The organism is Atopobacter sp. AH10, from assembly GCF_003664595.1.
In the GTDB taxonomy this organism is placed as follows: domain Bacteria; phylum Bacillota; class Bacilli; order Lactobacillales; family Aerococcaceae; genus Atopobacter.
In genome coordinates, this window is the sequence record NZ_QXPZ01000015.1 from 87,272 (window position 1) to 104,802 (window position 17,531).

9 protein-coding genes are annotated in these 17,531 nt (G+C 39.5%); 2 read left to right on the forward strand and 7 right to left on the reverse strand.

The annotated features are described in order from the left end of the window. Positions 1 to 15: 15 nt before the first annotated feature. The 3 genes from D3H64_RS03475 to D3H64_RS03485 form a co-directional block, all read right to left on the reverse strand. On the reverse strand, positions 16 to 2,649 hold the full coding sequence (locus tag D3H64_RS03475) for an AAA family ATPase (RefSeq protein WP_121564832.1): 2,634 nt from the start codon (positions 2,647 to 2,649) through the stop codon (positions 16 to 18). Continuing rightward, positions 2,650 to 3,852, reverse strand: a complete 1,203-nt coding sequence (locus D3H64_RS03480) for a DNA repair exonuclease (RefSeq protein WP_121564834.1) — start codon at positions 3,850 to 3,852, stop codon at positions 2,650 to 2,652. It lies immediately after the preceding gene. A 96-nt stretch (positions 3,853 to 3,948) separates the two neighbouring features. Continuing rightward, on the reverse strand, positions 3,949 to 4,296 hold the full coding sequence (locus D3H64_RS03485; protein ID WP_121564836.1) for a YlbF family regulator: 348 nt from the start codon (positions 4,294 to 4,296) through the stop codon (positions 3,949 to 3,951). A 352-nt stretch (positions 4,297 to 4,648) separates the two neighbouring features. Between D3H64_RS03485 and D3H64_RS03490 the strand changes: the two genes are divergently transcribed. Then, on the forward strand, positions 4,649 to 5,833 hold the full coding sequence (locus D3H64_RS03490) for a YSIRK-targeted surface antigen transcriptional regulator (protein WP_121564838.1): 1,185 nt from the start codon (positions 4,649 to 4,651) through the stop codon (positions 5,831 to 5,833). A 433-nt stretch (positions 5,834 to 6,266) separates the two neighbouring features. On the opposite strand, the gene D3H64_RS03495 is transcribed toward D3H64_RS03490, so the two are convergent. Both D3H64_RS03495 and D3H64_RS03505 read right to left on the reverse strand, forming a co-directional pair. Next, positions 6,267 to 7,937 (reverse strand): LPXTG cell wall anchor domain-containing protein, encoded by a 1,671-nt coding sequence (locus D3H64_RS03495; protein WP_121564840.1) that lies wholly within the window; start codon positions 7,935 to 7,937, stop codon positions 6,267 to 6,269. A 652-nt stretch (positions 7,938 to 8,589) separates the two neighbouring features. Next, a complete protein-coding gene (locus D3H64_RS03505) occupies positions 8,590 to 10,746 on the reverse strand; it encodes a transglycosylase domain-containing protein (protein WP_121564844.1) in 2,157 nt (718 codons plus the stop codon). Positions 10,747 to 10,912: 166 nt separating this feature from the next. On the opposite strand from D3H64_RS03505, the gene D3H64_RS03510 reads away from it, so the two are divergent. Next, a complete protein-coding gene (locus D3H64_RS03510) occupies positions 10,913 to 11,623 on the forward strand; it encodes a Crp/Fnr family transcriptional regulator (RefSeq protein ID WP_158589213.1) in 711 nt (236 codons plus the stop codon). Between the two features lie 366 nt (positions 11,624 to 11,989). Here the strand turns inward: D3H64_RS03510 and argS are convergent, their stop codons facing one another. Further along, entirely contained in the window at positions 11,990 to 13,681 is a 1,692-nt protein-coding gene (argS, locus tag D3H64_RS03515; RefSeq protein ID WP_121564848.1) for an arginine--tRNA ligase, read from the reverse strand. Positions 13,682 to 14,077: 396 nt separating this feature from the next. Then, positions 14,078 to 17,398, reverse strand: a complete 3,321-nt coding sequence (locus tag D3H64_RS03520) for a M14 family zinc carboxypeptidase (RefSeq protein ID WP_121564850.1) — start codon at positions 17,396 to 17,398, stop codon at positions 14,078 to 14,080. Positions 17,399 to 17,531 lie beyond the last annotated feature (133 nt).

Sequence of the window (17,531 nt, forward strand, 5' to 3'; positions counted from 1 at the left end):
CCTAGAGATAAAAGACTATTTCCCTAGTTCAACCACTTGGTCAGCATATTGACAAGCTAAGTGATCAAAAGTCATAAGGAGAATTTGCTGCTTTTGCCCTAATTCCTTTAATAACTCGTAAGCTTCTCGCCGTCTAACGGGATCAAAATTGACAAAGGCATCATCAATCAGAAGTGGTAATTCCTCCCCATGAGCCATAGCCAAACGCAAAGCGGTGTAGAGCTGTTCAACTGTCCCGACGGATAGGTCTTTTAAGGCATAGCGGTCACCGTCTTTTGATAAAACATCTAATTGCTTCCCTTTTGAAACTAATCTGACATAGCGTCCTTCTGTCAAGCGGGCTAAATAGCCTTCCGCACGTTTAAAGACAGTCTGTATTGATTGCCCTAAACGCAAATCTAGGGCTGTTTGAACCCAAGATAAAGCCAACTGATTACTAGCCCATTCTTTCATTTTTTCTCTAATCTCTTGTCTTACTTCTTCGCTTTCAGAAAGGACCTCTTCATAGCGGCCATCCTCTTCCATTTGTTTGAGCCTAGATGAAACTTCCATCCATTCCTTTTGACATTCTTGTTTTGTAGCAAAAAGGTTTTTTAAATACTCTTTTTGCTGGATTAGATCACTTGCCTCTATTGGCTGATCCATCTCTTCTAAGCTTTTCAGATAGTCCCCCATTATTTCCTTAAATTGTAAGCGACTAGCCTTAGCCTCTTGCCGTTTACTATCTCTTTCCACTTGCTCTAAGAGACTCTTCACATCATCAACTTGAACCAAGTCTTCTAATTTGATCAATCTCTCTTGTATGCGAGTCATTTCGTCTGACAAGCGGGCTAATTGTTGCCGATATAGACTTAGGGTCTTTTCCTTCTCAGCCAGCTGTTGACCTAAACTTTGCCCTTCTTGGCGATAAGCCCTCACGTCTTTCAATAAACTTTCGAGGCTATTTTCTGCATTCTTGACTGGTATTTGCTCAAAAAGCGGAGATAAGCTCTTTCTCACTCGATTGACCACTTGCTTTTTCTCTTCCGCTAACTGTTGAACTTCTATTTGACCCTTTCTTACTTGATCCAACAAGTCGCGTCCACTTTCAAATTGTTTACTGTCAATGAGGTCATCCCTATCACTAATCGGGAAAGTAGCATTCGCAAGAATTCTTTCTAAGTCTTCTTCCACACAGTCTTTTTTTCTCTGAATAGACTGGAGCCGCTCTTGGGCTAGACTTTCTTTTGCCCCCATACTTTCTGAAAGTTCTGCCTTCATCTTATCTACTTTAACTGTTAAATACACTCGACTTAAAAATAAACAAAAGAAGATAAAAGCTAGGACAAATCGAAAGACCCCTAGACTAGTCATACAAAAAGCTATCCCCGCCAATCCTATTCCAGAAAGAGTTGACACATAGTCCATCAGCTTTTTCTTCTTTTTATCTTGAGAAGACTTGCCTAAATCCACTTTCGCTTTTTCTAAAGCTTCTTTAGCTTCCTTTTCTTGATAGGCTAAATGCTCTCTCTCCTCTTTCAAAGCGATGACTTGATCAAAATCTTCTTCCTCTAAAGCCAGCTCTCCCTGCCAATCTTCTGGCAAATGGTGTTCTTCTTTATAAAGAAGTAGTCGGCCTAGCAGTTGACCGTTACTTTCCTTTAAATGGTTGAAGTAACTTTCTTCTTGCTGGATAGCCTCTAGTTCTTCTTGCCCTTCTAAAAGATTTTCTTCAAAAGCCTGCAGGACTTTATAACGTTCTTGATTGATTTGACCTTCTTCTTCCGCTTCTTTCAATCGTTCTTGATAAAGCGTCTCTTCTTCTCTTAAATTGGCCAAACGATCTGGAGCTTGACTCACAAAGAGACGATCCTCTTTTGTCAAGGGTGTTTCTTCCTCTTGGGCTAGTTCCTCTAAGGCCTTATAGCGTTGATAAGTCCCCTCTAGAGACATTAATTGTTCCTTGTGATGATAATCTTCCAAAGCTTTTTGATAAGTTCCTTCAAGCTTCTCTAGTTTCTCCCCTAATGTGTCCTTCTGTTTTAGGATATTTAAATAGTCAACTTCTTGCTCCTTGAGCACTTTTTTCTTATCCGCTAAGGCTCGATAGTCTTGAACAAGTTGATCCATCTCTCTCTTCTTCGATTGGGGTGTATAAATTTCTTCGGCTCGTTTTTCAAAAGATTTGCTGATCCGATAGAGGGTCAAACTCCCTGACCCACTCAAGGTATAAAACAACTGTTGCCATTCTTCTTTTGTCGTGGCTGTCAATTCATGCAATTGTTCCTGATTAAATTCCTGTAATTCCAAAAAATGTTCCCGAGTCATCCCCTTAAGGTAGCGATCTAAAACTTCTGGATCTACTTCTTCTCCCCATTCATTTCTGATACTGAGGCTCGCTGTCTTATCCTTACTCCGTTTGATCTTCAATTCCCCAAATTTCTCAGTTTTTAAGGTCAAAGTCCCGGAAATTAAGGCTTGTCCATTCTGGTAATGCGCCATTTTTTTCTGATTTTTATTGCGGAAACCAAATAAGAGGGATTCTATAAAGGCGGTCAAAGTCGATTTCCCTGCCTCATTGGCTCCATAGAAAACAACAAATCCCGGAGAAAGTTCTACAGAATAGTCTTGAAAGTGGCCAAATTTTTCAATATGTAGGTCCTTAAGCATCTATTTCCCTCCTAGTTGATCTTCTAATAAAATTTTCTGACTCATCTCTTCCACTTCTTGTTGGAAGTCTTCATCCAAGAGATCTAATAAATGTAAGGATTGGAAGGATTTATCCGCTAAAAGTCTGGAAAGAACCTCTTGATACAAATTAGGCCAGCCATCTGACTTACGTACTTTTTCTAAATCTTCTGAAAAAGATTGGTCGACGATTAATTGTCGCTCGGCTTGCTCTATAAAAGTCACCTTAGCTAAGTAGACCTGATTAAAATAGTGGCAAAGGTCAATCTCTCTAATGGCCTGTTTAACTGAAAGAGGAAAGTCTTTGTGAAAGATAAAGGACACATCGAGCGCCAATTCCTTAGCTACTGCTGCCTGTTTTCTTTCGATAAAATGTTGAAAATCAGCCAAAGCCTCTTGAAAATTATCCCTTACAGGAGCTTCATAGGTCACTTTTTCAAAGAAGAGAGGGGCACAGGGCACAAAGTTTAAACGGGCACCATCAGGGTTAAGTTCCACTAAATAGCCCCCTTTTTCCCCAACTTCCTTTCGATGACGGCCTTGAATATTCCCAGGGTAAATAACAGGTGGTTGCTCATTCAAACAAGACCTTTGATGAATATGACCCAAAGCCCAATAATCATATCCTTTTATTAGCATGTCTGCTAGTTGAAAAGGTGCGTAATGATCTTCATCCACATTTCCTGTTGCTTCTGCCCCATGCAATAAGCCAATATGGTAGTCCACTTGATTTCCTTTAGAAGGGAAATCTTGTATGAGATCTTTTTCAATCCATCTCGTATGATAAGAAAAGCCGGACAAAGCCACTCTTTCCCCCTTCTTTGTGGTAAAGAGCATGGTTTCAACTTTTTCTCCAAAAACATGGACATTGCTTGGCCAAAGCTGATCCCACTCTTCCCGATCGACATAATCATGATTCCCGTGAATCAAATAAACAGGAATATCTGCTCGATCTAGTCGACTAAATTCACTAGCAAGTCGCTTGAGCTTTGCGATCGACCGTTCTGCCGTGTGATACAAATCACCCGAAATAATCACCGCATCTACTGCTTTATCAATGGCCAAATCGACCGCTTTTTCTAAGGCTTCCTCTGTTGCACTCTTGATCCGTTGCCTAAGCCCTTGAGCCTTGCTGGAGAAATGGGATTCTTCCAAGTGAAGATCCGCCAAATGTAAAAAAAGCATCTCTTTCTACCTCTACTCTCTTTCTGTCTTTGGCAATTGAAAGAAGCTGGCTCCTATTAGAGCCAGCTTGCCTTTGCCAGTTAACCAAAATTAGGCCTAGCGACCTTCGTAAATATCTTGGATTGGCTTTGTGATCAGCCGATTGATATCTTCTAAGACTTGGCTCAATTGTTGTTCAGCCGCCATCAGATCTTTTACATAAGCATTGCCACTAGCTTTTTGCCCGACTTCTTGGGCTTTTTGAATATCTTCTGGATGTATATCTTGCCCTTCCAAATGTTTCTTTTGTAAGTCTAATTGCACTTGACGAAATTCTTCAAAAAGTGACTTAGCTTCCTCATCATTTTGAATGGCTTGATAAGCTTCTTTCAAGGATTTGAAGGCTGATAATTCACGTAAATCCCGTTCTAATTGATTCGCTGTATCATAAATATTATTGGTCACAATACTTTCCTCCACTTACTTTTCATTGCTTTTAGTATAGCGAAAATCCTTGTCAGGGACAAGAAGACTAGCTCTTTCTTTTCAGGCTTATCCTGTCCTAGTTCTTTTAGCCCCTCCTCCTTAACTATACTTTTCTCATCCACGGAAAGAGAAGTGTTATCTAGCGTGTCTCCTAAAATAACGAACGAGTCATTTGCGCATCCATGGAAAGAAAAGGACTTTTGATCTGTATATTTCGCCATTTCTAGTATTTAACGACGGAAATTACTAACTTTTGAATGATAATGAACTATTTTATCGACTTTTCGCTTATACTCTAAAGTGAATACACCCTAATAGGAGGGGATGTCTAATGTTATCATCTGAAAGCAAAACCCTATTGCGTTCTCTGCACGGGTGCTTACGCTTAACTATTTATCATTATGATACAAAAAATCAAGAACAATTCGTCTTGCCTTGCCAAAACTATTGTCAAGAAATTTACGACTATAAAGGCATGGTAGACTACAGCAACAATTTAGAAGAAGCCTACACTTGCTTATTCGGGGAATTAAACGAAGCCTTTTTGAGCTGTCGGACTGAAGCAGGAGTGACGATTTTAGGGCCATTCCGCTACGACACACTAGCGAAAAAGGATTTAGTCAAACTCCTTGAAAAGCAAAATGTTGATCCTATTAAAGTTGACCAACTGTATAAAATCTTATCTACTTTACCCATCTATTCTATAGATAAGACGACAGAACTTCTTACCCTTTTACTCGCCTGCTTAGGTCAAATTCAAGAAGAAATTGATCCTCATAAACTACGCCTGTTTGGTAACGCCTATCGTGTGAAAGTAGATCTGTCTCGTCTTCGAATTTTAACCTCCAAAGATAATGAATATGAATTATCCTTATACGCTCATGAAGCCGCCATTAAGGAGTATGTCAAAGAAGGCAAGGGAGCGGTTGATATTGCTCAACCTTTTACCCAAACCTACGCTGGTAATTCCATTCGCTATGAAAAAGATTACTCCTTGATCATCTTAGAATTGTTAACCCATACAGCGATCACTTCTGGCTCTACCATTACCGATGCCTATAAACTTCGTCAAGCTTACCTTGCTGAGAATGAAAGTGCCCAAAGTTTGGAAGAAATTATGGTCGTACGTGCTGCAGCTATCTCTGCCTTTAAGTCTATTATTAGCGACGCAAAGAAAACCTGCTCCAACCCATTTATTACATCCGTTCTCCAATACATCGACTTGAACATCCACACAGATCTGAAAGTTAATGCTATCGCCGACTACTTCCACATCAGCGGAACCAACTTGCGCAAACAGTTCAAACAAGAAGTGCATGTGCCGATCAAGCGCTACATTTTAAGTTGTAAAATGGATTTAGCGAAAAAGATGCTTTCGTCTGGCGCCTCTTCTACAGAAATTGCCAAGGCTCTCTCTTTCTCCGACCAATCCCACTTCTCCCGCTCCTTCAAATCTTTTGAAGGGATTACACCAATGGAATACAAGCGGGCTAATATAGGTAAAATTATTCCTTAATCTAGCCTTTCATCCTATGTTTCTTATAAAACTACCCCCATCAATCGAGAGGGGGTAGTTTTTTTCTTTCCTAAATCTGTCGTAATATTTTTTTACAAACTGTCTAGGATCGAGTGGGGGGTAGTTTTTTCTTCTTTCCTAAATTTCCCCAAAACTTATCCAAGGCTCAAAAGAACATGGTGAAAAAATTTAAGGGGATTTTGCTTACTTTGAAACTTAAAAGACAAGTCGCCTTAATGCCTGACTCCCCCTAAAAAAACAGCGAGTATAAATGATGTTCAATCCTCATTTATACTCGCTAGCATTTTTATAGGGCTAGTGTCAACTAACTTGTAAGACTGTAGATATAAGAAGACTGCCCTTTGATTTTTAAGGCATAAGCCTCTTATTGACTAATGCTGCAAAAGCCTATGAATTTACCTTTTCGAATCCATTAGTCCTTTTTCTTGATAAAACGAGCTACTGCCCCAGCTGCAAGCAGGCTTAAACCAGCAAAAGAGCTCAGCAGAACTTCACCAGTTTGTGGCAATTTCTTTTTCTTGTCCGTCACAATAGTCGCTGGTGATTTAGCTTTTTTCGTGCTTGGATCAGATGGCGTCTTTTGGATTTTCAAAGATGGAATTCCCTTAGCCCCATTTTCTTTCTTGTCTTTAGACCCCTTAACTTTCTCTCCATTGGAATCTTTACTACTTGCTTTTTCTTTTCCTTTTGAAGCAGTAGCTGAATCTTCTTTCTTCTTATCTTGATCTTTTTGGCTAGCAGTTAGATCTTCTTTTTTCTTATCTTGATCTTTTGGGCTAGCAGCTGGATCTTCTGTCTTCTTATCTTGATCTTTTGGACTAACAGCTGGATCTTCTTTCTTCTTCCCTTGATCTTTTGGGCTAACAGCTGGATCTTCTTTCTTCTTATCTTGATCTTGATGTGCCTTCAATAGTTCTGCCACTAAATTCATCACAGACTCTTTCTTTTTAGCACGATCAATCTGATCATGATACATCTTGCCAACTATTCCTGCCTTGTTCAACTGCTGATGAGCTAACTTTTTAGCAGCTTTCAAGTCTTCTTTTGCCTTATCTTTTTCTGCTTCAGCCACTTCGCCATCATTCTTTTTATCTTTATCTGCTTCTTTTGCAGCTTGTTCTTTTTTAGCTTCTTCAGCCAATTCTTCCGGAGTCATTAATTCACGGTAAGTTTTGCTGAGTTCTTTCATCATTTCATCTTCTTGATGAGATTGCGCCTTTACTGCTTTATAAGCTGTTTTGAAACTGCTGATAGCTTTTTTTAGCTCATCTTTCTTCTTCGTCAACTCTTTTTCTGCACTTGCTAATTTTTCCTCTGCTTCTTTGACTTCTGCTGTCAATTCTTCCCATTTGATGGCATCGACTTTCTTTTTAGCTTCTTTCACTTGTTGAGTCAAGGCGCTAGCACTTGCTTTGAAATCTTTTTTCTCTTGTTCAGCGGCTTCTAAATCGTTTTCCACTTCTCCTTGCTCAACTAAACGGTCTCCCGATTTCTTTTGCGCACTTTCATAGATCGTTGTCTTTTCCTTCACCAGCGCCTCAGCAGCTTTGACTTTCTCCATAGCTGCCTTTTTTTCATCCTCTTTATCACTCTTCAGTTTTGGATCAGCTTTAGCGGCTTCTAGGGCTTTTTCAGCTTGGATCAATTCTGCATTAAACTTCATCACTTGTTCATTAATCTTTTCTAGCTCTTGCAGGAGAGATTCATTTTTTTGATCTAACTCCTTCACTTTTTTCTCTAGTTCCGCTTGTTTAGCTGCATCCGCTTCTTTGGCCTTGGCTTCTTTTTCCTTTAACTCTTGCAATTCTTTTACCGATAAATTAGCTTCTTCTAAGGCTTTCAGAGCTTCTTTTTTTGTTTCATCTATCTTCTTCACATCATCTACCTGACTAGCAATAGCCTTCTTCACTCTTTCCACATTCTGTTTAGCTTCTAAAACATCATGCAAGAGTTTGCTGCTAGTGCTGTCGGTCGTATAAGTTCCAGTAGCTTGATCGCCATCCTTTGCATGAATGACAGGCGTGCTGACTAATAAGCCAGCTAGGGCTAAACTAGCTGCAGATAAGGTAGTTAGTTTACTCATAGGGATTCCTCCATTTAGTGACAAGTACTTGTCAATTGTTATATTCAGAATTCTAGAAAAAGCATACCAATAGCCATAAAGCGCTACAATCTAAAAAAAGAGATCTTATCTTTTACTTAGAAAAATCTTATACTGTCTAAGATTTGTTTACTTTTTTAGATTTTGACTTGATTTACCCGCTTTCGTTTCTCCTTGATGGCTTCTTCTAGGTCAAACAGATACTTCCCTAAAGACTCTAAGTTCTCCCTTGATCTTTCTCCTTTAAACCATACAATCCACTTTGATCTATCTCCTTTAAACCCTAGAGGCCACAAATAAACCCTGAATTTCACTTTCATCTGTCTCCCTTTGCGAAAAATTTAGGGGGGTGGCTAACTTGAACTTGAAATTTACGACACAAAAGTTCAACCAGTAAATCTTGGCTCTTTTTTAGAATGCGGGAACACAAAAAGGAGGGGCTATTTAGTCAAAGACTAAAGCATCCCCCTCCATCTTTCAATTTTAAAACCTGACTATTCCAACAAAGAACTGCTAAGTATTGCCAGTTTAAGCCTTTTCCTCCGTCTTTCTCCCTTAATCTTATTCCAGCTATAGCTAAGAAAGTGGATCCCCCTTAAAATAGCTTTCCCTAAGCAGCTGCTATTAGGTCACTTTAAGGCATCTTTTCTTCCAGCCATTGACCTGCTTTTTGCAAGAACTCTTTACCTTTTTCACCAAGTTTTTGGCCTAAACGATCACCAAATTGTTTAGCCCCTTCTCCAAAGCCTTTCAGTGTCGAGTTCAATCGCTCTCTCACCGCATTTTCCCAATCATTTGGCCAGTCAGGTTGGGTACCAAATGGTGTCTGCTTGGTAACAGAAATGATATTAGCCATTTCTTGCCCGAATAATGGACCGATATGATTTTGGCTCCCACCTTCTAAGTGGTGTTCAGCATCCGTCTTGTCATAACCCAACCAGGTAGCTACTACGATATCTGGAGTATAGGCAATCATCCATTGGTATCCAGCCTTATCCTCATCCCCAGCTTTAGCAACTGTCGTCCCTGTCTTCCCTGCCATTTGATAGCCATTTTGGGCAGAAGCCCCTGTCCCATTATTACTATAGACATTCAACAACATAGACGTCATCACTTTAGCCGTATTCGGGGTAGTCACCTTGTAGGTCGTCGGTCGTTTATTGGAGACAATCACTTTGCCTGAAGCATCTACGATTTCACGAATTAAATAACCCTTCGCTCGAATCCCTTTATTGGCAAAAGCGGTATAGGCACTGGCCATCTGCATAGGGGAGACCCCTTCTGTCAAACCACCTAAAGCTACCCCTAAATAATGGTCTTTTTCATCCGTATGAATCCCAAATTGTTTTAACTTATCAATACCTTTGTCCAAGCCTACTTTATCCATCAACCACACAGCTGGAGCATTCCAACTCAAGGCAATCGCTTCACGCATCGTCACTTGTCCTTGATAAGCATGGTTCCAATTTTCTGGAGTGTAGCGATCTTTCCCATAAGATAACTTTTCGTCTTTCAACAAATCATCTGGTTTATAACCTGCTTCTAAAGCTGGTGTATAGACAGCGAGAGGTTTTAAAGTAGAAGCTGGTTGAACACGCATTTGTGTGGCTCGGTTAAAACCACGGAATACATGCTCTCCCTTATCACGTCCTCCATATAAAGCTCGTACACCACCTGTTTGTGGATCCATAGCGACTGAAGCTGTTTGAACCATCGTTCCATCTGGATGATCCGGATAGTAAGCCCCATTCATCGCCCTATCCATTTGCCCCTGCATGTTTTGATCAAGAGCCGTATAGATAGAATAACCTCTTTCCATAATTTCTTCTTCGGTTAAGCCATAGCGATTTATCGCTTCATTAATGACGGCATCGAAATAACTTGGATAGCGATAATCAGAATTTGCCTGATAGGTGTTCGCTAAATGCAAATCACTCGCCTGGGCAGCTTGTTTATCCGCCTCAGATATCACGCCATTTTTTGCCATCACTTCCAAAACGGTATTGCGCCGATTAATGGCTTGATCATAGTGATCAATCGGGTTATATAAGGAAGGACCTTTCAACATGCCTGCTAAAGTGGCCGCTTCACTGAGATTGAGGTCACTTGCCGGCTTCCCAAAATAACGATGAGAAGCATCTTCTACCCCATAAACCCCATTTCCAAAATAGACGTGGTTGAGGTACATTTCTAAAATTTCATCTTTACTATAGTTTCGCTCAATTTCAAGCGCTAGGAAAAGTTCCTTCATCTTTCTCGACAACTTTTGATCCAATGACAAGTAGGCATTTTTTGCTAGCTGCTGAGTGATCGTCGAGCCACCCCCACTAATTCGGCCAAAATGTACAATATAGCCCACAGCAGCACGCCCTATCCCCTTAAGGTCAAATCCTTTATGTTGATAAAAACGTTTATCTTCTGTAGCTACGACAGCCTTGGATAAATTAGGAGAAATCTTCGCCATTGGAACAAAAGCCCCCTTATTCCGGCTCACTGTTCCTGCTTGATCACCATCTTTATCATAAAAAACAGTTTCTCGACTTAAGCCATCTTTTAAGCTGGACACATTGGCACTTTTAGCCAAAAATACCATGTGGATACTCGCTATTAGGACAAGCAGTAAAAAAAGTAAGAGAACAACTTTATTCAGTCTATATTTCCGCCACAAGTTAATCCATCGACTTTTTTGCCCGGATAGCGTTCTCTTTAAGTCTTCATTTTCATTCATCTTTTTAAAAGAGGTCACTAGGAAATCTTTTATCTTTTTAAGAACTTCTTTTATCTGATTCATCAATAAAAATCACTTCCATTATAAATGTCCCTACTATTCTACTCTGTTTCTGACTCAATTGCCTCATACTCAGTGCCTATTTTTGCAAATTCTTAAAAGCGATTCAAATTCTTCATCAAAAAATATGATACACTTAAGGATGAAGAGAAAGGAGACGATGACATTCATGAACCGAAAAAGATCTAAAAGTTCCGATGCTTACATCGAAGAATTTCTTAACGATTCCTTGTTAGCCAAACTGACTCCAGACGAAAAACAGTCGCTGAAAGAACATCTATTTTTCCGGTCTTATATCAAGGGTCAAATACTCTTTGATGAAGGAGATGCTAGATCTCGCGTCTATTTTCTCTGTGATGGCTTGATTCGATTAGAAAATTCCGATCAAACCGCTTCTTATTCCTACATTGACTATGTTAGCCCTCACAAGTTTTTCCCATACGGTGGCCTATTCAGTGATAAATACTACCGCTATTCTGCCTTTGCCTTAACTTCTATCAAGGTGATCTACATCCCAACAGCATTTTTCGAGGAATTGATTAAGGGCAACAAAGATACTCTAGTCACCATGTACACCCACCTTTCAGACGTCCTCAGCTATCACGAACTCCGCATTCGTAACACGACCACCTCTAGCGCTAGCGACCGTGTCATGCAGGCCTTAGCCATCTGGGGGAAAGATATTGGGGTGAAACAAGAAGATGGCTCTATCAAAATCCCTTACAAATTAACTGTTACTGAACTTGGGCTGATGAGCGGAACGACAAGAGAAACTGCTGGAAATGTGATCAAAAGCCTGAAAGAAGAAGGACACCTCGAGTATTCGGGTAAAATTTTGCATTTCATTGACCCCGACTATTTTTCAATTTATTTGGACTAATAGCTTTTATTTCCCTCTACAATAAGCCTGTTAACTGATGCTATATTCTTGCACTCATTCTTAACTGAAAAACATAGTCGGCATCTTTCAATTTTATTCCCTCCCACTTTAAAAAAATAGATGCTGGCAAAGTTCGGAAACATTTAGCTTTATATATTAACAAAAAAAGCTCGACCTATCATGAAATAGGCGAGCTTTTTTGCTCATGTCCCAACCCTTGACGTCGATCATCAAGATGGCAGCCTTGATGAGGGATAGTCATGAAATAATGGAGAATAGATAGTTACTGGTCTTGTCCTCAACAAGTCCCAGCTCTCCAGCGATCAAGTCGCAAAACCTAAACGACTTGGTCTTGATTTAGCTAGTTTACATTTCTTTTGGTGCATGAACGCCCAAAAGACCTAAACCATCTTTAATGACAGTAGCTGTCGCTTCAACTAAACGCAAACGAGCATACAAAGCTTGGTCTTCCACCAAAATTTTGCTGTTAGCATAGTACTTGTTGAAAGCTTGTGCCAAGTTAATCACATATTTAGCAATAATAGATGGTTCGTATTTTTCAACAGCTAACTTGGTGATATTTGGATAGTTTTCCAATAATTTAATCACGCTCCAGCTGTAGTCATCAGACAATTCGTAAGTTTCGTTTTCAATCTTCAAGCCTTTTGCTTTTTCTAGAATACTTTGTGTTCTAGCATAAGTATATTGCACGTAAGGACCTGTTTCTCCTTCGAATTGAACAACTTCTTCCAAGTTGAAGTCAAAATTATTGCGACGGTCGTTCTTCAAGTCGTGGAAGACAACAGCTCCAACCCCTACTTGATGAGCAACTTCATCTTTATTTTCGAGATTTGGATTCTTTTCTTCAATTTGCTTCTTAGCAAGGGCAACAGAGTCTTTTAAGACTTGTTCTAGAAGGACAATCTTCCCTTTACGAGTAGATAATTTCTTCCCACCCAAAGTAATCAAACCAAATTCGATATGATGCATATCCTTGCTCTTTTCAAAGCCCATTTCGTTCAAAACAGCTTTTAATTGCTTGAAGTGGTTAGCTTGTTCGCTCCCCACAACATAGAGTGATTGAACAAAATTAAAGGTTCTATTCCGGTAAAGAGCAGTAGCCAAGTCCCGTGTAATATACAAGGTAGAACCATTGGTCTTCATAATCAAGGCTGGATTCAAATCGTATTTATCTAATTCAACGATGTGGGCTCCACGGTTAACCTTTAACAAGCCTTTGTCTTTCAAGATATCAATAACTTCTTGCATCTTGTCATTATAGAAAGATTCCCCTGTGTTATGGTCAAATTTCACATCTAACATATCGTAAACTCGGTTAAATTCTTTCATGGATTCATCCTTGAACCAAGTCCACAATTCTTGTGCTTCTTCATCCCCATCTTCTAATTTCTTGAACCATAGACGTCCTTCGTCCTCTAATTCTGGATGAATTTCAGCTTCTTCGTGGAATTTTACATATAAGCGAAGTAATTCCTTGATCGGATCAGCCTTGACTTCTTCTGGTGTCCCCCAGAGTTTGTAAGCTACGATTAACTTACCAAATTGGGTTCCCCAGTCCCCCAAGTGGTTGATCTTAATTGGATTATAGCCTGCTTTTGCCATCAAGTTAGCAATAGCATTCCCAATCACAGTTGAGCGCAAGTGCCCCATAGAAAATGGTTTAGCAATGTTAGGGCTGGACATATCAATAGTGACATTTCCCCCTTGGCCAATGTTTGAAGAGCCATATGCTTCACCTTTTTCATGGATCTCTTCTAAAACATTACTAGCGACCACTTGACGATTCAAACGGAAGTTGATGTAAGGCCCAATAGCTAGCACCCCATCAAAGTCTGCTCCGTCAATTTTTTCGGCTAATTCTTGAGCAATTGCAACTGGAGATTTACGAAGAGCCTTGGCTAAAGTAAAGCAAGGAAAAGCCAAGTCCCCATGATCAGCATTTTTAGGTTTTTCAACCAAGTTGTAAATTTCTTCTTTGGATAGAGAGCCTTCTAAAACATTCGCTAAAGCTCCCGCAACTAATTCTTTATAATCCATCTTTTTGCCTCCTTTTAATGAACAAAAAAGCACCTCAATCGTCATCAAAAACGATAGAGGTGCTTTGCACGGTACCACTCTATATTGACCTATCATAGGTCCTCGACATCCATAACGGGGATCGTCCGGAGAGAACTACTGGTGTTCATTCCCTCGTGCATCAAGTGCGCTTCATTGCAGATATAAGCGTCGGCTTCCACCCTCCCGACTCGCTAGAAACTTACTCTAGACAATTACTCTCTTGATGATCACTTTCTTGATTACTGCTTCATCGTATCAAGCTAATTCACTTTTGTAAAGGGACTTTTTAACTTTTTTTAATTTTATTTCATGCTATTTCTCTTAAAAGCGCTTTTCCCCAGTTATTTCCGCCCTAATCCCTCTTAAAGGTCAGGGTTATTCTTCTTTTTTCTTATTGACGCTTAAAAGTAAAACCCCAGTTGTCAAAACAAGTAAGTAAATTGCCCCTATTTGTTTGTCTCCTGTTTGTGGTAATTTCCCATGACTTAATGGCACAACAGCAAGAACTTCCCCTTCAATACCCTCTTGATCACTAGTTTTACCTAACTCTTGATCACTAGTTTTATTTAGCTCTTGATCACTAGTTTTACCTAACTCTTGATCAAGTTCATTTTTCTTTTTGCCAGTAGTTGTTGGATCATCATTCTTTATTTCACCATTATCCGTGGATTGGTCGACTGATGGATTCAAAATATCATTTTCACTATTATCTGAATCTGTTTTAAGAGATTCTATCACTTTATTCTTATCAGCTTCCCTCAATGTATAGTGGTAAATAGCATTAGAAATCAGACGATAAAAGGCATGAGTATGCATCTTATTAAGTGGTGTCCCCGCATAAATCAAAGTTGGCATCCCATTTATTTTACCTTCTAACACAACAGATTGATTATAGGCTTTTTCATGTCCTGGCCACCATCCAGCAAGATAAGCTCCCTCTCCTTTAAGTTTGAGAACTGAATGGAAATCTTTATTATCATTGATCAGCCATGCTCCTGATGTAGTATAGAAATATCCATCTTCTGTATAGCCTGATGTCAATGGATTCTTCGTGTCTAGGAGTGCCTTCAACAAGCCCTCATGGCGATCATCTGTGTATCGGAGAGAAATTCTAGGCAATTTACCATTTTCAATCGCTTTTACTATTGCTTCTCCACCCAAAAGAATCATCGGTTTTTTACCAATCCATTCTGGGTTCAATTGCTCATCGTCAGCTATGACTAAGTCAGCATCTTCAAAATTATCCACCAAAGTAAAGCCCATTTCCTTTAATGCCCGACTGGATCTGGATGGACTATTATATCCTAAATGTAGGTTTGGTTGGCCTGGTGCAAAAATCTTTTTAGTCATTAAGCGATTAGCAATGGTAGTCCCATAAAAAGCTTTCGCTTTCAAAGCATAGTCATCAAAGACAGCTTTCAAAGTCTTGGCACTAAAATAATAACCGCCATTCGTCAAATAAACAGGCAAGCCTTGCTCTAAAGCCTTATTGACTGCTTTCACAGCATATATGGAATTATTCTCCACAAAGTAGAATGGAGCGACAGCTGGAATATCTCGTGGCGCTTTTTCCCAAGTGACATCAGTCAAATATCCCTTGAAGAATTCAGGTTTATTGACCCTTTGAATATCAAAGCCACGCATGAGTGGAAAGTTCACAACAACTTCTGCATACATAGAATCCCATGCAGAGTCATCACTACCACGCCAAAGGGCCATATTGGCTACACCACGTTTAGCTTGTGCCATATCAATAATTAAATCGCCCTTCTTAAAATTCGTCCCTTTGATATCTTTCTTCAGCTGTTTAACAACGACTCCGTTTCTCTTAAAGTAAGCGATCATTTCAAAGGCTTCATTCGGATCCTTTTGTAAGGCTGGTTGCATAGGAATGACATAATAATTCGGGAAGAATTTACCATTATTTAATTTTGGCCTTCCAACTACTTTCCCATCAGGCCCAACAAATTCTTTTTCGGTTTTTGGATCTTCAATTCCCAAAACCCCTCTTTGCATAGCCAATAGTTTAGCTTCCATTAGTCTATCTCTATTGGTTAAAGCGTAATAGATCCCACCTAATCCGGCATACAAGCCAGCTTTATAAGATTCTTCGTTGCCCTCTGGAATTTCAATGGTGTGCCCCATCACATGATGGTAAACGGAATAAACTGCTGTATAGCCTGAAAAATCATCATCCCAACCCGAAGGCCAATCTTCACGAGGCGTCATATAAGCATTGTATAGCGAATTAGCCACACCAGCACGCCCCATTGCATGGGCATGTTCCAACATATTATGAACCATCAAATCATATTCAAAATTAGGGTCATGTGGCGCTGTACATGGTTCTATTAAGAATTGCTTTTGAAAACCATGGAAATCCAAGAAAGTTAAGGGGTTATATTTACTAATTTGAGCAACCATATTCTTAGCTTCTGCTTGCGTTTGATAACCATGGTCACGGTTGACATCGAAGCCGTTAGCATTGGAGCGTTCATTATGATAACGTCCATCAGGATTCTCTACAAAACTAAAAAGGAAGAAGAACTTATCTAAAGCGTCTTGGGCTTTGTAAGCACGCTCAACAAGATTTCCTGCATCATCAGTAGTCTTAAAAGTAATATTGTCTGCTGTTGCAAATTTTTCATATAAGCCTACAACAATATCAATGGCTGGTTGTTCATCGGCATGGGTATTGTTAATAAAGATAGGGACTTTGTAATTTAACTGGCCTGCTTTTATTTTTTTGAGAACATCTAAAGGATGATTCAGCATTTCCGGCGTAAAATTCTTCAGATAATTTTCAACATCTTCTTTATTCTTAGCGACAATCCCTAATCTTTGTGGGCGATTTTGAAGGGAGCGACCGTATTCTTCAAGTGCTACATAGCGATCTTTCTTAGCATTTTTAGTGATTTCTTCGGTCTTCTTGACCATTTCATCATAAGTATGGAAATGCTCATAGGGGCGAAGATGGTAGATTTTTTTATACAGTACTGTTCCATCTTTTTTATCTTTCACCACTAATTCAAAATCCTTTATATAGTCTGTATACATACGACGAAGATTATGTGGCCAGCGTTGTGATAAATCAGTGATACCAAATATTGGCTTCATTTCAAAGTTAATGGTATCTGTATCCTTTTTCTCAAGGTTGAAAACATTCCCTCCATCGAATGCACCACTTTTAATATTCCATTGTTTCCATTCATCCGTTTTTTTACCGCCAAATGAAATTTCGACATCCTCTAAGCTAGTAATCTTTTTATTTAATTTCAAATCCCCTCGTTGAGATTCTGCCATGTACAAAGTGTCATTTTGAATAGCAATGACTGGTCTAACGATAGTGTTGGCTTTTTTCTTATCAATCTTTTCACTGACAGGAGCTATATTAGCTTTGATTTCGTTATCAATAGAACTTTTATCAGTGCTTTCTCCTGTTGCCTTTTCGACTTCTGGCTCATTATTCTTTTCACTATCAGCTGCTTCACCTGCTTGTGGCTTGTCAATTGACTCATCTGTTTCCTTTTTTTCTACCGAGGGGGGCGTAGTTGTCCCTGATGTAGCCGGCTGACTCGTGGTCGCTTCAGCTGGATTTGCTTGTTTATTTTCTTCAGCACAAACCTGACTTTGCGATAGAGTCAACATAGCTCCAGTCAATAATACCGCTGCTGACAATGATGGTTTAAATTTCATTACTAGCCCTCCATTTCATCTATAAAAACATACACTAGACCACTTATTTATTGTTTACTCAAACAATCTCTTTTCTTCAAGCTAATCGTCCAAAGTTTACGATTATAGCTAAAGATATCTCTCTTTATTTTAT

Bases quoted from the DNA above. Each gene is read 5' to 3' on its own strand.
- D3H64_RS03505 (WP_121564844.1), bottom strand. From the start codon at position 10,746: ATGAATCAGATAAAAGAAGTTCTTAAAAAGATAAAAGATTTCCTAGTG.
- D3H64_RS03495 (WP_121564840.1), bottom strand. From the start codon at position 7,937: ATGAGTAAACTAACTACCTTATCTGCAGCTAGTTTAGCCCTAGCTGGC.
- argS (WP_121564848.1), bottom strand. From the start codon at position 13,681: ATGGATTATAAAGAATTAGTTGCGGGAGCTTTAGCGAATGTTTTAGAA.
- D3H64_RS03510 (WP_158589213.1), top strand. From the start codon at position 10,913: ATGAACCGAAAAAGATCTAAAAGTTCCGATGCTTACATCGAAGAATTT.
- D3H64_RS03490 (WP_121564838.1), top strand. From the start codon at position 4,649: ATGTTATCATCTGAAAGCAAAACCCTATTGCGTTCTCTGCACGGGTGC.
- D3H64_RS03520 (WP_121564850.1), bottom strand. From the start codon at position 17,398: ATGAAATTTAAACCATCATTGTCAGCAGCGGTATTATTGACTGGAGCT.
- D3H64_RS03480 (WP_121564834.1), bottom strand. From the start codon at position 3,852: ATGCTTTTTTTACATTTGGCGGATCTTCACTTGGAAGAATCCCATTTC.
- D3H64_RS03475 (WP_121564832.1), bottom strand. From the start codon at position 2,649: ATGCTTAAGGACCTACATATTGAAAAATTTGGCCACTTTCAAGACTAT.